General features: G+C 63.2%; 14 protein-coding genes and 1 pseudogene. 9 read left to right on the top strand and 6 right to left on the bottom strand.

All coding sequences use genetic code 11. From position 1 onward, the window contains the following. Window positions 1-13 precede the first annotated feature (13 nt). Together EL191_RS16735 and EL191_RS16730 are read left to right on the top strand one after the other, a co-directional pair. Window positions 14-640, top strand: coding sequence for a glutathione S-transferase family protein (locus EL191_RS16735; protein WP_041979855.1), 627 nt, complete (start codon window positions 14-16; stop codon window positions 638-640). A gap of 226 nt (window positions 641-866) precedes the next feature. Then, window positions 867-2,912: a pyridoxamine 5'-phosphate oxidase family protein gene (locus EL191_RS16730; RefSeq protein WP_041979856.1), complete on the top strand. Its 2,046-nt coding sequence runs from the start codon at window positions 867-869 to the stop codon at window positions 2,910-2,912. 311 nt (window positions 2,913-3,223) lie between these two features. On the opposite strand, the gene EL191_RS24425 is transcribed toward EL191_RS16730, so the two are convergent. Together EL191_RS24425 and EL191_RS16725 are read right to left on the bottom strand one after the other, a co-directional pair. Continuing rightward, on the bottom strand, window positions 3,224-3,397 hold the full coding sequence (locus tag EL191_RS24425) for a hypothetical protein (protein ID WP_013716612.1): 174 nt from the start codon (window positions 3,395-3,397) through the stop codon (window positions 3,224-3,226). A 219-nt stretch (window positions 3,398-3,616) separates the two neighbouring features. Next, entirely contained in the window at window positions 3,617-4,642 is a 1,026-nt protein-coding gene (locus EL191_RS16725; protein WP_017362665.1) for a GlxA family transcriptional regulator, read from the bottom strand. A 27-nt stretch (window positions 4,643-4,669) separates the two neighbouring features. Here EL191_RS16725 and EL191_RS16720 point away from each other — a divergent pair, with 27 nt between their 5' ends. Then, window positions 4,670-5,437, top strand: coding sequence for an MBL fold metallo-hydrolase (locus EL191_RS16720; RefSeq protein ID WP_017362664.1), 768 nt, complete (start codon window positions 4,670-4,672; stop codon window positions 5,435-5,437). Window positions 5,438-5,527: 90 nt separating this feature from the next. Here EL191_RS16720 and EL191_RS16715 read toward each other — a convergent pair. Together EL191_RS16715 and EL191_RS16710 are read right to left on the bottom strand one after the other, a co-directional pair. Next, window positions 5,528-5,758, bottom strand: a pseudogene (locus EL191_RS16715) (2,4-dienoyl-CoA reductase); the annotation flags it as partial. A gap of 80 nt (window positions 5,759-5,838) precedes the next feature. Then, window positions 5,839-6,789, bottom strand: a complete 951-nt coding sequence (locus EL191_RS16710) for a GlxA family transcriptional regulator (protein ID WP_041979857.1) — start codon at window positions 6,787-6,789, stop codon at window positions 5,839-5,841. A gap of 109 nt (window positions 6,790-6,898) precedes the next feature. Between EL191_RS16710 and EL191_RS16705 the strand changes: the two genes are divergently transcribed. From EL191_RS16705 to EL191_RS16695, 3 genes are read left to right on the top strand one after another with little or no spacing between them, the layout of a single operon-like run. Beyond that, a complete protein-coding gene (locus EL191_RS16705) occupies window positions 6,899-7,699 on the top strand; it encodes an SDR family NAD(P)-dependent oxidoreductase (protein WP_013716607.1) in 801 nt (266 codons plus the stop codon). A 27-nt stretch (window positions 7,700-7,726) separates the two neighbouring features. Further along, the gene (locus EL191_RS16700) at window positions 7,727-8,491 is read left to right on the top strand and encodes an SDR family oxidoreductase (RefSeq protein WP_041979858.1); all 765 of its coding nucleotides are present in this window, start codon (window positions 7,727-7,729) and stop codon (window positions 8,489-8,491) included. A 56-nt stretch (window positions 8,492-8,547) separates the two neighbouring features. Continuing rightward, window positions 8,548-9,738, top strand: coding sequence for an MFS transporter (locus EL191_RS16695; protein WP_041979859.1), 1,191 nt, complete (start codon window positions 8,548-8,550; stop codon window positions 9,736-9,738). On the opposite strand, the gene EL191_RS16690 is transcribed toward EL191_RS16695, so the two are convergent. After that, complete coding sequence (locus EL191_RS16690) at window positions 9,739-10,248, bottom strand: winged helix-turn-helix transcriptional regulator (RefSeq protein ID WP_041979861.1); 510 nt, start codon at window positions 10,246-10,248, stop codon at window positions 9,739-9,741. 136 nt (window positions 10,249-10,384) lie between these two features. On the opposite strand from EL191_RS16690, the gene EL191_RS16685 reads away from it, so the two are divergent. The 3 genes from EL191_RS16685 (at window position 10,385) to EL191_RS16675 (ending at window position 13,079) form a co-directional block, all read left to right on the top strand. Then, window positions 10,385-10,681 carry a hypothetical protein gene (locus EL191_RS16685; RefSeq protein ID WP_041979863.1) on the top strand — a complete coding sequence of 99 codons (297 nt, stop codon included), beginning with the start codon at window positions 10,385-10,387 and terminating at the stop codon, window positions 10,679-10,681. Between the two features lie 16 nt (window positions 10,682-10,697). After that, on the top strand, window positions 10,698-12,005 hold the full coding sequence (locus EL191_RS16680) for a DUF1329 domain-containing protein (RefSeq protein WP_041979865.1): 1,308 nt from the start codon (window positions 10,698-10,700) through the stop codon (window positions 12,003-12,005). Window positions 12,006-12,077: 72 nt separating this feature from the next. After that, complete coding sequence (locus EL191_RS16675) at window positions 12,078-13,079, top strand: NADP-dependent oxidoreductase (RefSeq protein ID WP_041769545.1); 1,002 nt, start codon at window positions 12,078-12,080, stop codon at window positions 13,077-13,079. A 78-nt stretch (window positions 13,080-13,157) separates the two neighbouring features. Here the strand turns inward: EL191_RS16675 and EL191_RS24705 are convergent, their stop codons facing one another. Further along, complete coding sequence (locus EL191_RS24705; RefSeq protein WP_013716601.1) at window positions 13,158-13,352, bottom strand: MerR family transcriptional regulator; 195 nt, start codon at window positions 13,350-13,352, stop codon at window positions 13,158-13,160. Between the last annotated feature and the right edge of the window lie 255 nt (window positions 13,353-13,607).

Below are 13,607 nucleotides of genomic sequence, written 5' to 3'. Positions count from 1 at the left end.
AGGAGTCATCGCCATGTCTAGTCCCGCCATCAAGCTGTACAACTTTCCCCGCTCCGGTCACGCCCACCGTGCCGAGCTGATGCTCTCGCTGCTGCAACTGCCCACCGAGCTGATCTTCGTCGACCTGGCCAAGGGCGAACACAAGACGCCGGCGTTCCTGGCCCTCAACCCCTTTGGCCAGGTGCCGGTGATCGATGATGGCGGCACCATCGTCAGCGATTCCAACGCCATCCTCGTATATCTGGCCAAGCGCTACGGCAATGACGACTGGCTGCCGCAGGAGCCCGCTGCTGCTGCCCGTGTGCAGCGCTGGTTGTCCGTCGCCGCCGGGCTGGTGGCCTTTGGTCCCGCTGCTGCGCGTCTGGTCACCGTGTTCGGCGCCTCGTTCAATACTGAAGAAGTGATCAATCGCGCCCATGCGCTGTTCACCGTGATGGAGGGCGAGCTGAGCGAAACCCCGTTCCTGACCGGCGACAAGCCGAGCATCGCCGACGTCGCCAACTACTCCTATATCGCCCACGCGCCGGAGGGCAACGTTTCGCTGGAGCCCTACCCGAACATTCGCGCCTGGCTGGCACGCATCGAGGCGCTGCCGGGGTTCGTGCCGATGCCGCGTACTGCCGCCGGTCTGCAGGCCTGAGTCGCAGGGCGCCTCTAAAAACTACCTGCGTTGCCATCACTGCGTTAAAAACAAGCTCGTGCGCGAGTCCGATCAAACTGCTCATTTACAGCACGTAAAGTCGAGCGCGACTCCGACCGTTTTTCGCTTGTTTTTGCCTTGCGCTGGCTGCCTCGCCTACGTTTTTAGAAGCGCCCTACAGCCGCTGCCGGGATCGCCCGGCGGCCACTTTCGTGGAGGGCGCAACATGCAACAGCTCCCCAGCCATCGGCAGTCGCCCTGGCACGCCGGTGAAAGACAACTGCAGGAAAAGGTCGGCGTCGGTGAACGCATGGAAGTACTCGGGCAGAAGGTGATTCGCGACTACATGCCCGATCAGCATCGCGAGTTCTACCACCAGTTGCCGTTCATGATCGCCGGCACCGTCGATGGTTCGGGGCAGCCCTGGGCCACCCTGATCGAAGGCGAGGAGGGCTTCGTCACCTCGCCCGACCCACGTCGGCTGTCGTTCGATCTGGCCGCCATGGCGCTCGATCCGCTCGACCCGGCCAGCAGTGGCCTGGATGCGGGCGATGCCATCGGTCTGCTGGGTATCGAGTTGCACACGCGGCGGCGCAATCGCATCAACGGGCAGATTCGCCAGGCTTCGGCACAACGCCTGGAGATCGCCGTGGAGCATTCCTACGGCAATTGCCCGCAGTACATTCAACTGCGCCAGTATCGCCGTGTGCCCGAACGGGGTGGCGAGCGCGTGGACTCAACTGAGCTGGATGCACGCCCCCGCGCGCTGATCGAAGGCGCCGACACCTTCTTCGTCGCCAGTTACGTCGAGCACGACGATGGTCGTCGTTCCGTGGATGTTTCCCACCGGGGCGGCCGCGCCGGTTTCGTACGAGTGGAAGGCAAGCGCCTGACCATTCCCGACTACGCCGGCAACCTGTTCTTCAACACCCTGGGTAACCTCAGCGTCAACCCGCGCGCCGGCCTGTTGTTCGTCGACTTCGCCACGGGCGATGTGCTGCAGTTGGGTGGTCGCGCCGAGATCATCCTCGACAGCCCGTTGATCAAGGCCTTCGAAGGTGCCGAGCGGCTGTGGACGTTCGACGTCGAGCAAGTGGTATTGCGCCCTGCGGCGACCTCGCTGCGCTGGGCCTTCGAGGAATATGCACCGACCAGCCTGATGACCGGCACCTGGGCGGAAACCGACGCGCGCCTGCACGAGCGTGAGCAGCGCAATCAGTGGCAACGCTGGCGCGTGCAGAGCGTACAGCAGGAGAGTGCCGACATTCGCTCATTGGTGCTGGCGCCGGAAACGGGCGCAGCACCGAGTTTCGCTGCTGGCCAGCACCTGCCCATTCGCATCACTACCGCTGCGGGCGAAACCCTGCTGCGTACCTACAGCCTGTCCAGTGCGCCGTCGGACGGCCAACTGCGTATCAGCGTCAAGGCGCAGGGTGTGGTTTCGCGGCATCTGCACGAACAGGTACAAGTGGGGGATGTGCTGGACGTGCGTCCGCCATTGGGCAGCTTCACCCTGAACAGCGACACCGACCGGCCGCTGGTGTTGATCGGCGCGGGCGTTGGCATCACACCGTTGCTGTCGATGCTGCGTGAGCAGGTGGCGCTGGGGCAGGGCAGGCGTATTCATTTCTTCCAGGGTGCACGGACGTTGGCCGACCTGCCGTTCCAGGCCGAGCTGCGCGAACTGGTGCAGCGTGCGGGTGGTTTGCTGAATATTCACCGTGCCCTCAGCACGCCGGAAGCGGACGCGCTACCGGGGCACGACTATGAGCAGCAGGGGCGCATCGAGCTGGAGCAGATCAAGGCGGCGCTGCCGTTCGACGATTACGACTTCTACCTGTGCGGCCCGGCCGCCTTTACCCAGGCGATCTACGATGGCCTGCGTGATTTGAACGTCGCCGACGTCCGTATCCACGCCGAGGCGTTTGGCCCCTCGACGCTCAAGCGGCGTACGGACGGCCCGGCCGCCACCTTCGTGCAGCCGCCGGCGGCGACGGAGCCGGTACCGGTGTATTTCAGCGCATCGAGCAAAGAGGCGCGCTGGAAGCCGGACAGCGGCAGCCTGCTGGAGCTGGCGGAAAGTCGCGGTCTTACGCCCGAGTTCAGTTGTCGGGGTGGTTCCTGCGGCACCTGCAAGACGCGTCTGCTCAGTGGTCAGGTGCATTATCCGAACCCTCCGGCCGAATTGCCGCAGGACGGCGGTGTGTTGATCTGCTGCGTGGTGCCGGCACAGGGTGAGGATGGTGTGCAACCGCTGGTGCTTGATCTGTAAGAGGACTGGGAAATGAGCACTCAACTCTACACCCGTTACACCTGGCCTGATGTCGAATCCAGTGATTCGCGCATCGCCCTCGGGGCGCATGGCCACCTGGAAATCGAACCGGGCTATTTGACGTTGCAACTGTTGCAGGGATGTGAGGTGCCGATGGGCAGTCCAGGCGACGTCGGGCTCTGGCGGAGGCTTTGTGCTTTTGCGGGGGAAGTTGGCGTGCTGGCGATATCGCTGGCTGGACGTGTTGCTGGGCGCTGCAAACGCCGCCGTGAGGCTGTTGCCGTTTCGTTCGAAACGGCAACAGCCTCTGCTTATCCTTGCGGTTGCGCGTCTTCCAGCGCTTTGCGGTAGGCATCGGCTTCGTCCTGCGACGGGAAGATACCCACTAGCTCTCCATTCTGAATTACATCCCAGGCCACTATCCCCATGGCACGGGCTTCACGGGAAAGATGTTCGTTGTCACGTTCATGCACGATCACGTTCATGCTTGTCTCCTCGTAATACGGATGCGGCTAAATGTCGCAGTTCGTTTATACGCCTCGTTAGCAAGCGCATTAAACCGGAGATTTGGCAAAGAACTGTTCCTCTTGTGCAACGAACAATGCAATTTTTGTTTTGTCGTTTCCTGTGGGGGACGTTTTGAATTGTCTTGAAATATTTTGCTGTGATCAGGCACCGAAAACACTGTTTCCGGTCAGCCTGAGTTACTGACGCCCATACTGCTGGCGATATTGCGCAGGTGTCAGCCCGGTCAGTGCCTTGAACATGCGCCGCAGATTGGCCGGGCTACTGAAACCCAGGTCGGCGCTCAGGGTACTGAGTGGCGTCGAGGTCATGGCCAGTCGTTCACTGAGTTGATAGAGCTTGATGCGCCTGGCGTAGCTCGCTACGGCCTCGCCTGTTTCCGCCCGTACCTTGCGCGCCAGAGTGCGCCCGGACATTGCCAGCCTGTCGGCCAGTGCCTGCACGGTCAGCTGTTCGGCAGGCGTCTGCTCGATCAACCTATGCAGGCGCCGCAACAGCCCCGTCGGTTGCTGCATCAAGCTGGCGCCTTGAAATGCACTATGGGGCACGGCAGGGCGGGGTAGCACCATCAACTGGCTGAGGTCCTTGAAGACGTCCTCGCTAACACGACGCTCGATCACGCCTTGGGCGATGGGCAGGTAACCGCTCACCCCGGAGGCGGTGGCCACACGTTGGGTGAACACGCAGCTGCTCTCGCTTTGCCAGCAAACTCGTGGGAAGCGCTCCTGCATCACGTCTGCCAGCCACCAGGTCACCGTCGCTGCCTGATCGTTGAGCCGGCCGCTGGCCGCGAGCAGGCCGACTCCCGTGCAGTAACTCCATAGTTGAATGCGCTTGCCGGCGGCCGAAAGCGCCTTAATCAGCGTGGCATTGCGCGTTAGCAGCGTATCGACCTGCTCTGCCGACTCCGCCCAGAAACCAGGGATCAGCAAGGCATCCAGCGCGCGTGGGTCGAGGTTGGAGTGCGCTTGCAGCACGAGTCCATGGGCGCATTGCACCGGTCCGGCCTGCTCGGCGACATAGCGAATCTCGAACAGTGCTGATGCGCTCCGGCGATTGGCGGCATGCAGCAAATCGGCGAAAGCCAGTAGCCCGGCGGGCATGCACTCGGGAAACAGCAGCAAACCAATGCGCATGGAGTGGCCTAAAATGAATCGAAGGTGTCCAATACTGCCATTATTGTTCATGGTGCGGATAGGCAGCATGGAGCTCTCAGAACTCGAGGGCTTTTCATGAAGATTCAGCAGCTGCGCAACGCCACAATCATCGTCGAATTCGGCCAGCACCGCGTTCTGGTCGACCCCATGCTGTCCCGGCAGGGCGCGTTACCACCGCTGCGATTGTTCGGCGCTCGCCAGCGCAATCCACTAGTCGAGTTGCCAGTCGGTGCTCGCGCCGCGCTGGAGTCGGTCACTCACTGCCTGATCACCCATTGCCAGAAAGGTCATTTCGATCACCTGGATCGCGCCGGCACCCAGTGGCTGCGCGAGCGGCAGATCCCGGTGATCTGCGCCCCGCACGATGCCAATCATCTGCGCCAGCGTGGCCTGAATGTCCAGCCATTATTGCCGGAACATAATCTCCCCGGTCCCTTTCTTGGCGGACACATCCGTACCGTCCGCTGCATTCATGGTCGGGGAGTGGTCGGGCGTCTGATGGAGCACGGTGTCGGGTTTCTGATCGAGATACCGGGTGAGCCGAGCCTGTACTTGGCCGGCGATACCCTGCTCACGGACGAGGTGCGCGCCTGCGTCCGCGAGCACCGGCCGGCGGTCAGTGTGGTGCCGGCAGGTGGTGCGCGCTTCGACCTGGGCGGCGACATCATCATGGGGATCGACGAGGTGATCGAGTTCACCCGGTTGAGCGGTGCGGCGGTGGTGGCCAATCATCTGGAAGCCATCAGTCACTGTCCGGTCAGCCGCATGGCGCTGGCCGAAGCCGCTGCCAGCGCACAGGTCAAGCTGCTGATTCCAGAGGATGGTGAGGTGCTCGCGTTCTGAGTATCAGTGGCACCCCTGCATCCAGCGCCGATATCGGCGAGTACTGAAGATGTCCTGCACTTGCTGGGTCAACAGTGCTCAGGTCGGCGCGCCGAGGTTGGCTTGCATCTGCCGGCCGAGATGGTTGATCTGCAGCCAGAACTGCGCGCCTTTGGCACGACCGACAGAAGCCCAGCGTTCGAACCTGGCGAGCTGCGCGTCGCCTTTCAATACCACGCCGCCGGGGCCGGTCATGGCGCGGCCGTCGACCATGTTCTCTTCTATTGCCGCCTTGGCGAGGCGATTGGAAAGGGTCGAGCCAAGGGGATCGAACAGGTTCATGGGGGGCTTTCTCGATTGGAGGTGCAGCAACCCTAGCGTTGAAGTTCACTTCAATTTCAATGGCGGTTCGCCTGGCTCGCTCAGGCCCTCACGCCCCGCACGTCGCGGCGTATCGCCTGGGGTGGGATGCCGAAGCCGCGAATGAACACTTCGCGCATGTGGCGGCGGTCGCGAAAGCCGGTTTCCTTGGCGATCACGTCCAGGGAATGGCGGCTCTGCTCGATCATCACCCGCGCCGCTTCCAGGCGCAGGCGCTCGATGGCCTTGGCCGGGGATTGTCCGGTCTCAGCGGTGAACACACGGGTGAACTGACGCGGGCTGAGATGCACGGCCTCGGCCAGTTCCTCGACGCTGAGCGGCTTGTGCAGGTTCTGTCGGGCGTAGTTCAGCGCGTTCTGGATGCGGTCGGACTTCGGCGCCAGGGTGAGCATCTGCGAGTGCTGCGACTGCCCGCCGGAACGGCGCTGGTGCATGACCAGCTTGTGCGCCACCGAGCGCGCCACGTCGGGGCCGAGATCCTTTTCCACCATGCCTAGTGCCAGATCCAGGCCGGCGGTCATGCCGGCGGATGTCCACACGTTGCCATCGATGATGAAGATGCGATCGTCCTCGACGCTGATCTGTGGGTACAGACGCTGCAGGGCGGCGCCGTAGGCCCAGTGGGTGGTCGCGCGGCGGCCATCGAGCAGGCCGGCCTGGGCCAGCACGAAACCGCCGGTGCAGATACCGGCGACACGGCGTGCCTGTTGCCCAGCCTGGCGCACGAAGGCCAGGGCGGCCTCGCTCGGCGGCGTTTCCAGCGGCTGGTTGACCCCGGCGATCATCCAGGTGTCGGCCAGGCCGGGATTGTTCAGCGCGCGGGTTTCGATGCCCAGACCCAGGGACGAGCGCACGATGCCGCCAGCGATGGAAAAGAACTCGATGGAGTAGAAGGGCGCCTCGGCCACGATGTTGGCGTACTCGAAGACGGTCTGGGTGGCGAGCGACAGCACCTGGCAGTCGTCGGAGAGCAGGTAGCCGATTCTGTGCATGGTGGGTCTCGCATCAGGCATGTCCTAAAACATGACTGTATACGTCATTTAGGTCTTTGCCCATCCTCGCCATGATGTGTTCCAAGCCCAACGCACTTGGAGACACACCATGAATACCGCATCGAAAGGCACCGCACTGGTCACTGGCGCATCTTCCGGCATCGGCGCGTTGTACGCCGAACGCCTGGCCCAGCGCGGCTACGACCTGATTCTGGTCGCCCGCAACCGTGACCGCCTCAACGACCTGGCCCGCCGCATCACCGACGATACCCAGCGCGTGGTCGAGGTGCTGCAGGCCGATCTGGGCGACGCCGCCAGCCTGGCTACCGTGGAGGCCAAGCTCAAGCAGGACGCGAGCATCACTCTGCTGGTCAACAACGCCGGCATCGGCACCCATACGCCACTGCTGGCCAGCGATGTCGGCCTGATGACGCGGATGATCGACCTCAACGTGACCGCGCTGATGCGCCTGAGCTACGCGGCCATCCCCGGCTTCGTCGAGCGTGGCAACGGCGCCATCATCAATATCTCGTCCATCGTCAGCATCACCCCGGAAGTGCTCAACGGCGTGTACGGCGGCAGCAAGGCGTTCGTCACCGCCTTCAGCCAGTCGCTGCACCACGAGCTGGCCGACAAGGGCGTGCGCGTTCAGGCGGTACTGCCGGGCGCCACTGCCACCGAGTTCTGGGACAACGGCGGCCTGCCGCTTGAGCACCTCGACCCAGCCATTGTGATGCCGGCCAGTGCCCTGGTCGACGCCGCTCTGATCGACTTTGATCGCGGCGAACTGATCTCCATTCCCTCGCTGCACGACGCCAGCCAGTGGCACGCCTACGAGGCGGCGCGCAAGGCCATGTTCAACCAGCTTTCCACCAACCAGCCCGCACCGCGCTACAGCGTTCAGCGTTAACCGACCCTTGATAACAGGAGCAGCATCATGAAACTCAGCGGCAATACCATCTTCATTACCGGCGGCACCTCGGGCATCGGTCGCGGCCTGGCCGAAGCCTTCCATCAACGCGGCAACAAGGTGATCATCGCCGGCCGCCGCCAGGCGCTGCTCGACGAGATCGCCCGCGCCAACCCCGGCATCGACACCGTGGTGCTGGACATCAACGACGCGCAGCAGATCAAGCAGGTGGCGCAGCAGGTGATCGAACGTCACCCGGCTCTCAACGTGGTGATCAACAACGCCGGCATCATGCCGTTCGACGATGCCGCCTCGGGCGACCTCGACGATGAACAGGCGGTCGGCCTGGTGACCACCAACCTGCTCGGCCCGGTGCGGGTCAGCGCGGCCTTCGTCGAGCACCTCAAGCGCCAGCCGGATGCCACCATCATCAACAACAGCTCGGTGCTGGCGTTCATCCCGATTGCGGTCACCGCGCTGTACTCGGCGACCAAGGCGGCCATCCATTCCTACAGCCTGTCGCAGCGCTTCATGCTGCGCGACACCAGCGTCAAGGTGCTGGAGATCGCGCCGCCATGGGTCGACACCGACCTGATCCACAAGAGCGGCGATGCGCGCGCCATGCCGCTGGACGCCTTCATCGCCGAGACCCTGGCCAAGCTGGAGACGGCGACCACCGAGGTGATCGTCGACGGCATCACGGCACTGCGCGCCAACGTCGGGCCGAGCGAGCACGCACTGGTTAACCAGTTCAACCAGTCGATCATCGACAACCTCATCCCCGTTGCCTGAGCCGGCGCCCGACCTCATCACGAGGTCGGGCGTTCGTGCCCCCCCTGGAGAGCCCCATGCACAGCCCTATTACTGCACCGGATCGCCTCGCTCTACGCCTGCTCAGCCTGGCCTATTTCGTCCAGGCGGTCGGTGCACTTTCGGTGGTCGGCAGCCTGGAGGCGATCTCCGCCGCCTGGGCCTTGAGCAGTGCGCAGAGCGCGCTGTTGATCACCGTGTTCGGCATCACCTTCGCGCTCGCCGCACCGCTGTTGCAGATGACCCTGGGCCATCTGCGCCGGCGTGCCCAGGTGCTGCTGGGGCTGTCGATATTCAGCGCCGCCGCGCTGCTGTTCGCGGCGGCGCCGGATTACCAGACGCTGCTGCTGTCCCGTGTACTGATGGGGTTGGGCGCGGGCTTCATCGGCCCGGTGCTTGGCGCCCTGGGCTCGAACCTGGTGACGCGTGAGCAGCAGGGTAGCGCCATCGCCATTGTGCTGCTCGGGCTGAGTGTCGCGGGGCTGGCCGGCATGCCGGTCAGTGCCTGGATCGCCCATGAGTTCGGAGCGCGCAGCCTGTTCTTCGGGATCGGCGCCAGTGGTCTGCTCATTGCGGTGATGATTCTGGCGTGGGTGCCAGATCGTGTGGCGGGCCAGCGTGTCGCGCCGATTGAGGTCATTACGTTGCTGACCCGTGCCACTTCGCTGAGCGCGTTTCTGGTGGTGTTCTTCGTCACCACAAGTGTGTTCGCCACCTATGCCTTTCTGGCGCCGATCATCGGCAACGATTTCCACGGCAGCGCCGACGACACCACCCTGGCGCTGACCGTGTTGGGCGTGGCCGGCGTCCTGGGCAATCTGCTGGTCACGCGCCTGGCGCTGCGGGTCAGTGCCGAGCGTTTGCTGCTGATCGGCATCGGCCTGCTGGCGCTGGATCTGCTGGGCCTTGCCGCCATGCCAAGGCTGTTCGGCGGGCTGTTGCTGGCCCTGGTGATCTGGGCGCTGGCCACCGATATCGTCTGGCCGTCGCAGCAGCGGCGTATTGTCGAGCTGATGCCCGAGCAACGCGGCATCGCCCTCGCCCTGACCGCGTCGTTCATGTTCGCCGGCATCGGCTCCGGCTCAGGGGTCGCCGCCTGGCTCTATCCCGTTGTCGGCTACAAGGGCCTGCTGCTGGCTTCGCTGCTGTTTCTGCTGCTGGCTTTCGTCAGCCTGCGGGTTTCGGAGTGGCGTGCTCGTGTACAGGTGGTCGCACCGGGGTTGAGCTGATCAGCGGCTGGCCGCTGCCTTCTGCTGAGCGGTCTGGCGCAGCTTGTCCAGGCGCTCACGTGTCGTCTCATCCGCACCCGGGCCGACGATTAGGCCGAGGTCTTTCAGTTCGAGTGGCTCGCCGTTGACATCGGCCAGTTGTACCGGGGCCAGTGGCGCTCCGGTCTTGCGGTTGACAGGGATCAGCGGCGCGCCCTCGGCCAGCGGGTTCCACTTATCCCCCCACTGCATCATGGCGATGATGATCACGTGCAGGGCCCGGCCTTTCTCGGTCAGGGCGTATTCGGTGCCGCTGCCGACGGTGTGCTTCACCACGATGCCGTAGTCCTGCAGCAGCTTCAGACGCTTGGACAGGATGCCCTTGGAAATCTCCAGATTGCGCTGGAATTCATCGAACTTGCTCGTGCCCCAGAGCAGTTCGCGGACGATCAGCAGGTTCCACCAGTCGCCCAGTACATCCACCGAGCGGGCCACCGAACAATTGCGATCCTCGAAGGTAACTCGTTCCACGTGCGGGTCTCCGGTTAGGGGCAGTTTGCAGTTGCCGACAAGAAAGCGGTTGACAGGTTTCATGATAGCACCTAATTTCTCGCTGCAAGGTTCTGTAATAGAACCTTGTAACGAATGTCCTATCGAGGTCTATCCCATGATCAAGCAGCTCCTGACTGCGACGGCTTTTTTCGTTGTCGCTACTGCGCAGGCCGAACCCCACGGCAACTGCGTCACCAATGAACTGGAAGACCGCCTGATCACGGCGGATCTCGCGGTCGCTGTAGGCAATTGCTACCTGGCCCGCGCCAGTGAGGAAAGCCAGGCTGTGACAGCGTTGGAATACGCCCACAGCTGGTTCCTTCAGGCGCAAGCGCTGGGCTCCAGCCAGGCTCGCCGGGGGTTGGATCTGGTCGAGAACAAACTGGCGCAGGCAGGGCAGGCTCATGACTAAGTCCATCGTGACATCGATGTTGCTGACCACCATGGCTGTCACTGCCAACCTCGCGTTAGCAGACACGTTCACGCCGCTGGGCGCTGAGGCAGGCGCCAATGCCGACGGTTCCATTCCGGCCTGGACCGGTGGCTTCAACCGCGGCGTGACCTGGAGCGATATCGGCAAGCAGTTCGTCGATCCGTTCGCCGATGACCGGGTGAAGTTCTCCATCGACGCCAGCAACCTCGAGACCTACCGGGACAACCTCACCCCGGGGCAGATCGAACAATTGCGCCGCAATCCGGAGGGCTATCGCCTGAACGTTTACGAGACCCGGCGCACAGCCAAGTATCCCGAGCACGTTTACGCGGCTGCGCAAAAGAATGCGGATACGGCCAGGTTGGTGCCCGGCGGCAATGGCGTGCTCGATTATCAGGGCTATTACCCCTTCATCCATCCCAAGAGCGGGGTGGAGGTACTGTGGAACCACTTCATGCGCTATCGCGGCGGAAGCCTGCTGCGCACCCATACTCAGGTAATCACTCAGCCGAGCGGTTCCTTCAGTGAAGTCCAGCTCGAAGACCGCGCGGCCTGGCCGGAAAACCTCAACGGCTTCGACCCGGTCAGCGACGCCAACATCATGATCTTCTCGACACAGAAGGTGACCGCTCCGGCGCGCCTGGCAGGCAATATCCTGCTGGTCCAGGAAACTATCGATCAGGTCAAGGAACCGCGCCTGGCCTGGCTCTACAACGCCGGACAGCGTCGTGTGCGGCGAGCCCCGCAGGTCGCCTATGACGGCCCCGGCACCGCTGCCGACGGCCTGCGTACCTCCGACAACTACGACATGTACACCGGCTCGCCGGATCGCTACGACTGGAAGCTCGATGGCAAGCAGGAAATCTACATCCCCTACAACAACTACCGCCTGACCAGTCGTGAGTTGACCTCGGCCAAACTGATCGAGAAGGGTCACCTCAACCCGAACTACCTGCGCTACGAGAAGCACCGCGTGTGGAAGGTGGTCGGCACCCTCAAGCCGGGCACGCGCCATATCTACGCCAAGCGCGTGTTCTATGTCGATGAGGACACCTGGCAGATCGCCCTGGCCGAGCACTACGACAGCCGTGGTGTGCTGTGGCGATTCTCCGAAGGCTTCCACGTGCAGTACGACTACGCCGACACGCCCTGGTACGCGGGGGAGGCCATCTACGACTTCAGCAACGGTCGCTATCTGGTGTTCGGCCTGACCTACAACAGCGCGCAGCCCATCACCTTCGGTTTCAAGGCGAGCAAGTCGGAGTTCGTGCCGGCTGCGCTCAGGGCTCAGGGGATTCGCTGAGCTTGGCCGCATCCGATCATTCGGTGGCGTTGTTCTGCGCCACCGTTCACGCAATGAACCCAGGTGATTTCAATGAAAGCCTTTGTCATCGAACGATATTCAAAGCAGGAGCCCTTGCGACTGGTCGACGTGCCGGAGCCGACTCTGGGCGAGCAGGACGTGCTGGTGCAGATTCACGCAGCCAGTATCAATCCGCTGGACCTGAAAATTCGCAGCGGCGCGCTCAAGCGGATCCTGCCGCTGCGCCTGCCATTGGTACTGGGTAACGATCTGGCCGGGGTGGTGACGCGGGTTGGCGCCAAGGTGCAGGGCTTCAAGCCGGGTGATGAGGTCTATGCCCGCACAGATACCCGTCGCATCGGCACCTTCGCCGAATTCATCGCGGTGGCCGAATCCAACCTCGCCTTGAAACCGGCCAGTTTGAGCATGGAGGAGGCCGCCTCGATCCCCCTGGTCGGCCTGACCGCATGGCAGGCGCTGGTGGAGAAGGGCCAGCTGCGCAAAGGGCAGAAAGTTTTCATCCATGCTGGCTCTGGCGGTGTCGGCACGCTGGCGATCCAGTTGGCCAAGCACCTGGGCGCGTATGTCGCGACTACCACCAGCAGCGCCAATGTCGCGCTGGTGAAAAGCCTCGGCGCGGATCTCGTCATCGACTACAGGAAGGACGATTTCGCCAAGACGCTGCGTGACTACGACCTGGTGCTGCACAGCCTGGGCGACGAGGAACTGGCACAGTCCGTGAGCGTGCTCAGGCCCGGTGGCCAGCTGATCACGCTGTCCGGCCCGCCTGACCCCGCGTTCGCCAGGAGCGCCGGCATGCCCAAGCTGCTGCAACTGATCGTGGGGCTGCTCAGTCGCAAGATTCGCAAGCGGGCTGCACAGCGCCAGGTCAGCTATGCCTTTCTGTTCATGCGCGGCAGTGGCGAGCAGTTGGCCAGGTTGGCTGAGTTGATCGACAGCGGTGTGATTCGTCCGGTGGTTGACAAGGTCTTCCCGTTCGAAGCCACCGACGAGGCGTTGGCCTATGTCGACAGCGGTCGAGCGAAGGGCAAGGTGGTGGTCAGGGTGCGATAAGCCTGGTGCAGGCTGAAGCCGCGTAGCGGCCTTTCACCACCGGAGGCGGTGCGCGTGGCGCACCCTACTAAGGGCACCTTAGACGTGCTTGCTGTTCTTGCCAGCGCGCTTGGGTGCCTCGCTCGGCTCACCCAGATTCATCTTCGATGGCACCCGCCTGGCGTTGGCGGCGCAGTCGAGATCGGCCGGTTTGCTTTCGCTCTCGTCGATCAACGCTAGCAGGTGCGTCTTGCTCTGCGCGAGGCGCTGTTCCAGCGCCTCGATGTCGCTCACCTTGGCCTGCAGGGTATCGAGCAGCGTTAGCCTGGCGCTCCACCAGCCTGAGCAGGCCGATGCTTTCGTAGAAGTGAGTGCGCGAGGCCGCCAAGCCTGTGCGCTGCGCCAGTTCGCCAATCTTCATGGGGAATGCCCGGCGCGAAACGAAGAGGAGCCAGACTTTAACCATTTGCATGCGTTTGGCCTGCCGAGCGCTGGTGCTCAGTCATTCACGCCGGTTAAGCGCTATGCTGGACGAACGCACGCTCCAAC

This window comes from Pseudomonas mendocina (assembly GCF_900636545.1).
GTDB lineage: Bacteria > Pseudomonadota > Gammaproteobacteria > Pseudomonadales > Pseudomonadaceae > Aquipseudomonas > Aquipseudomonas mendocina.
This window is presented reverse-complemented; position numbering and strand designations above follow the sequence as displayed.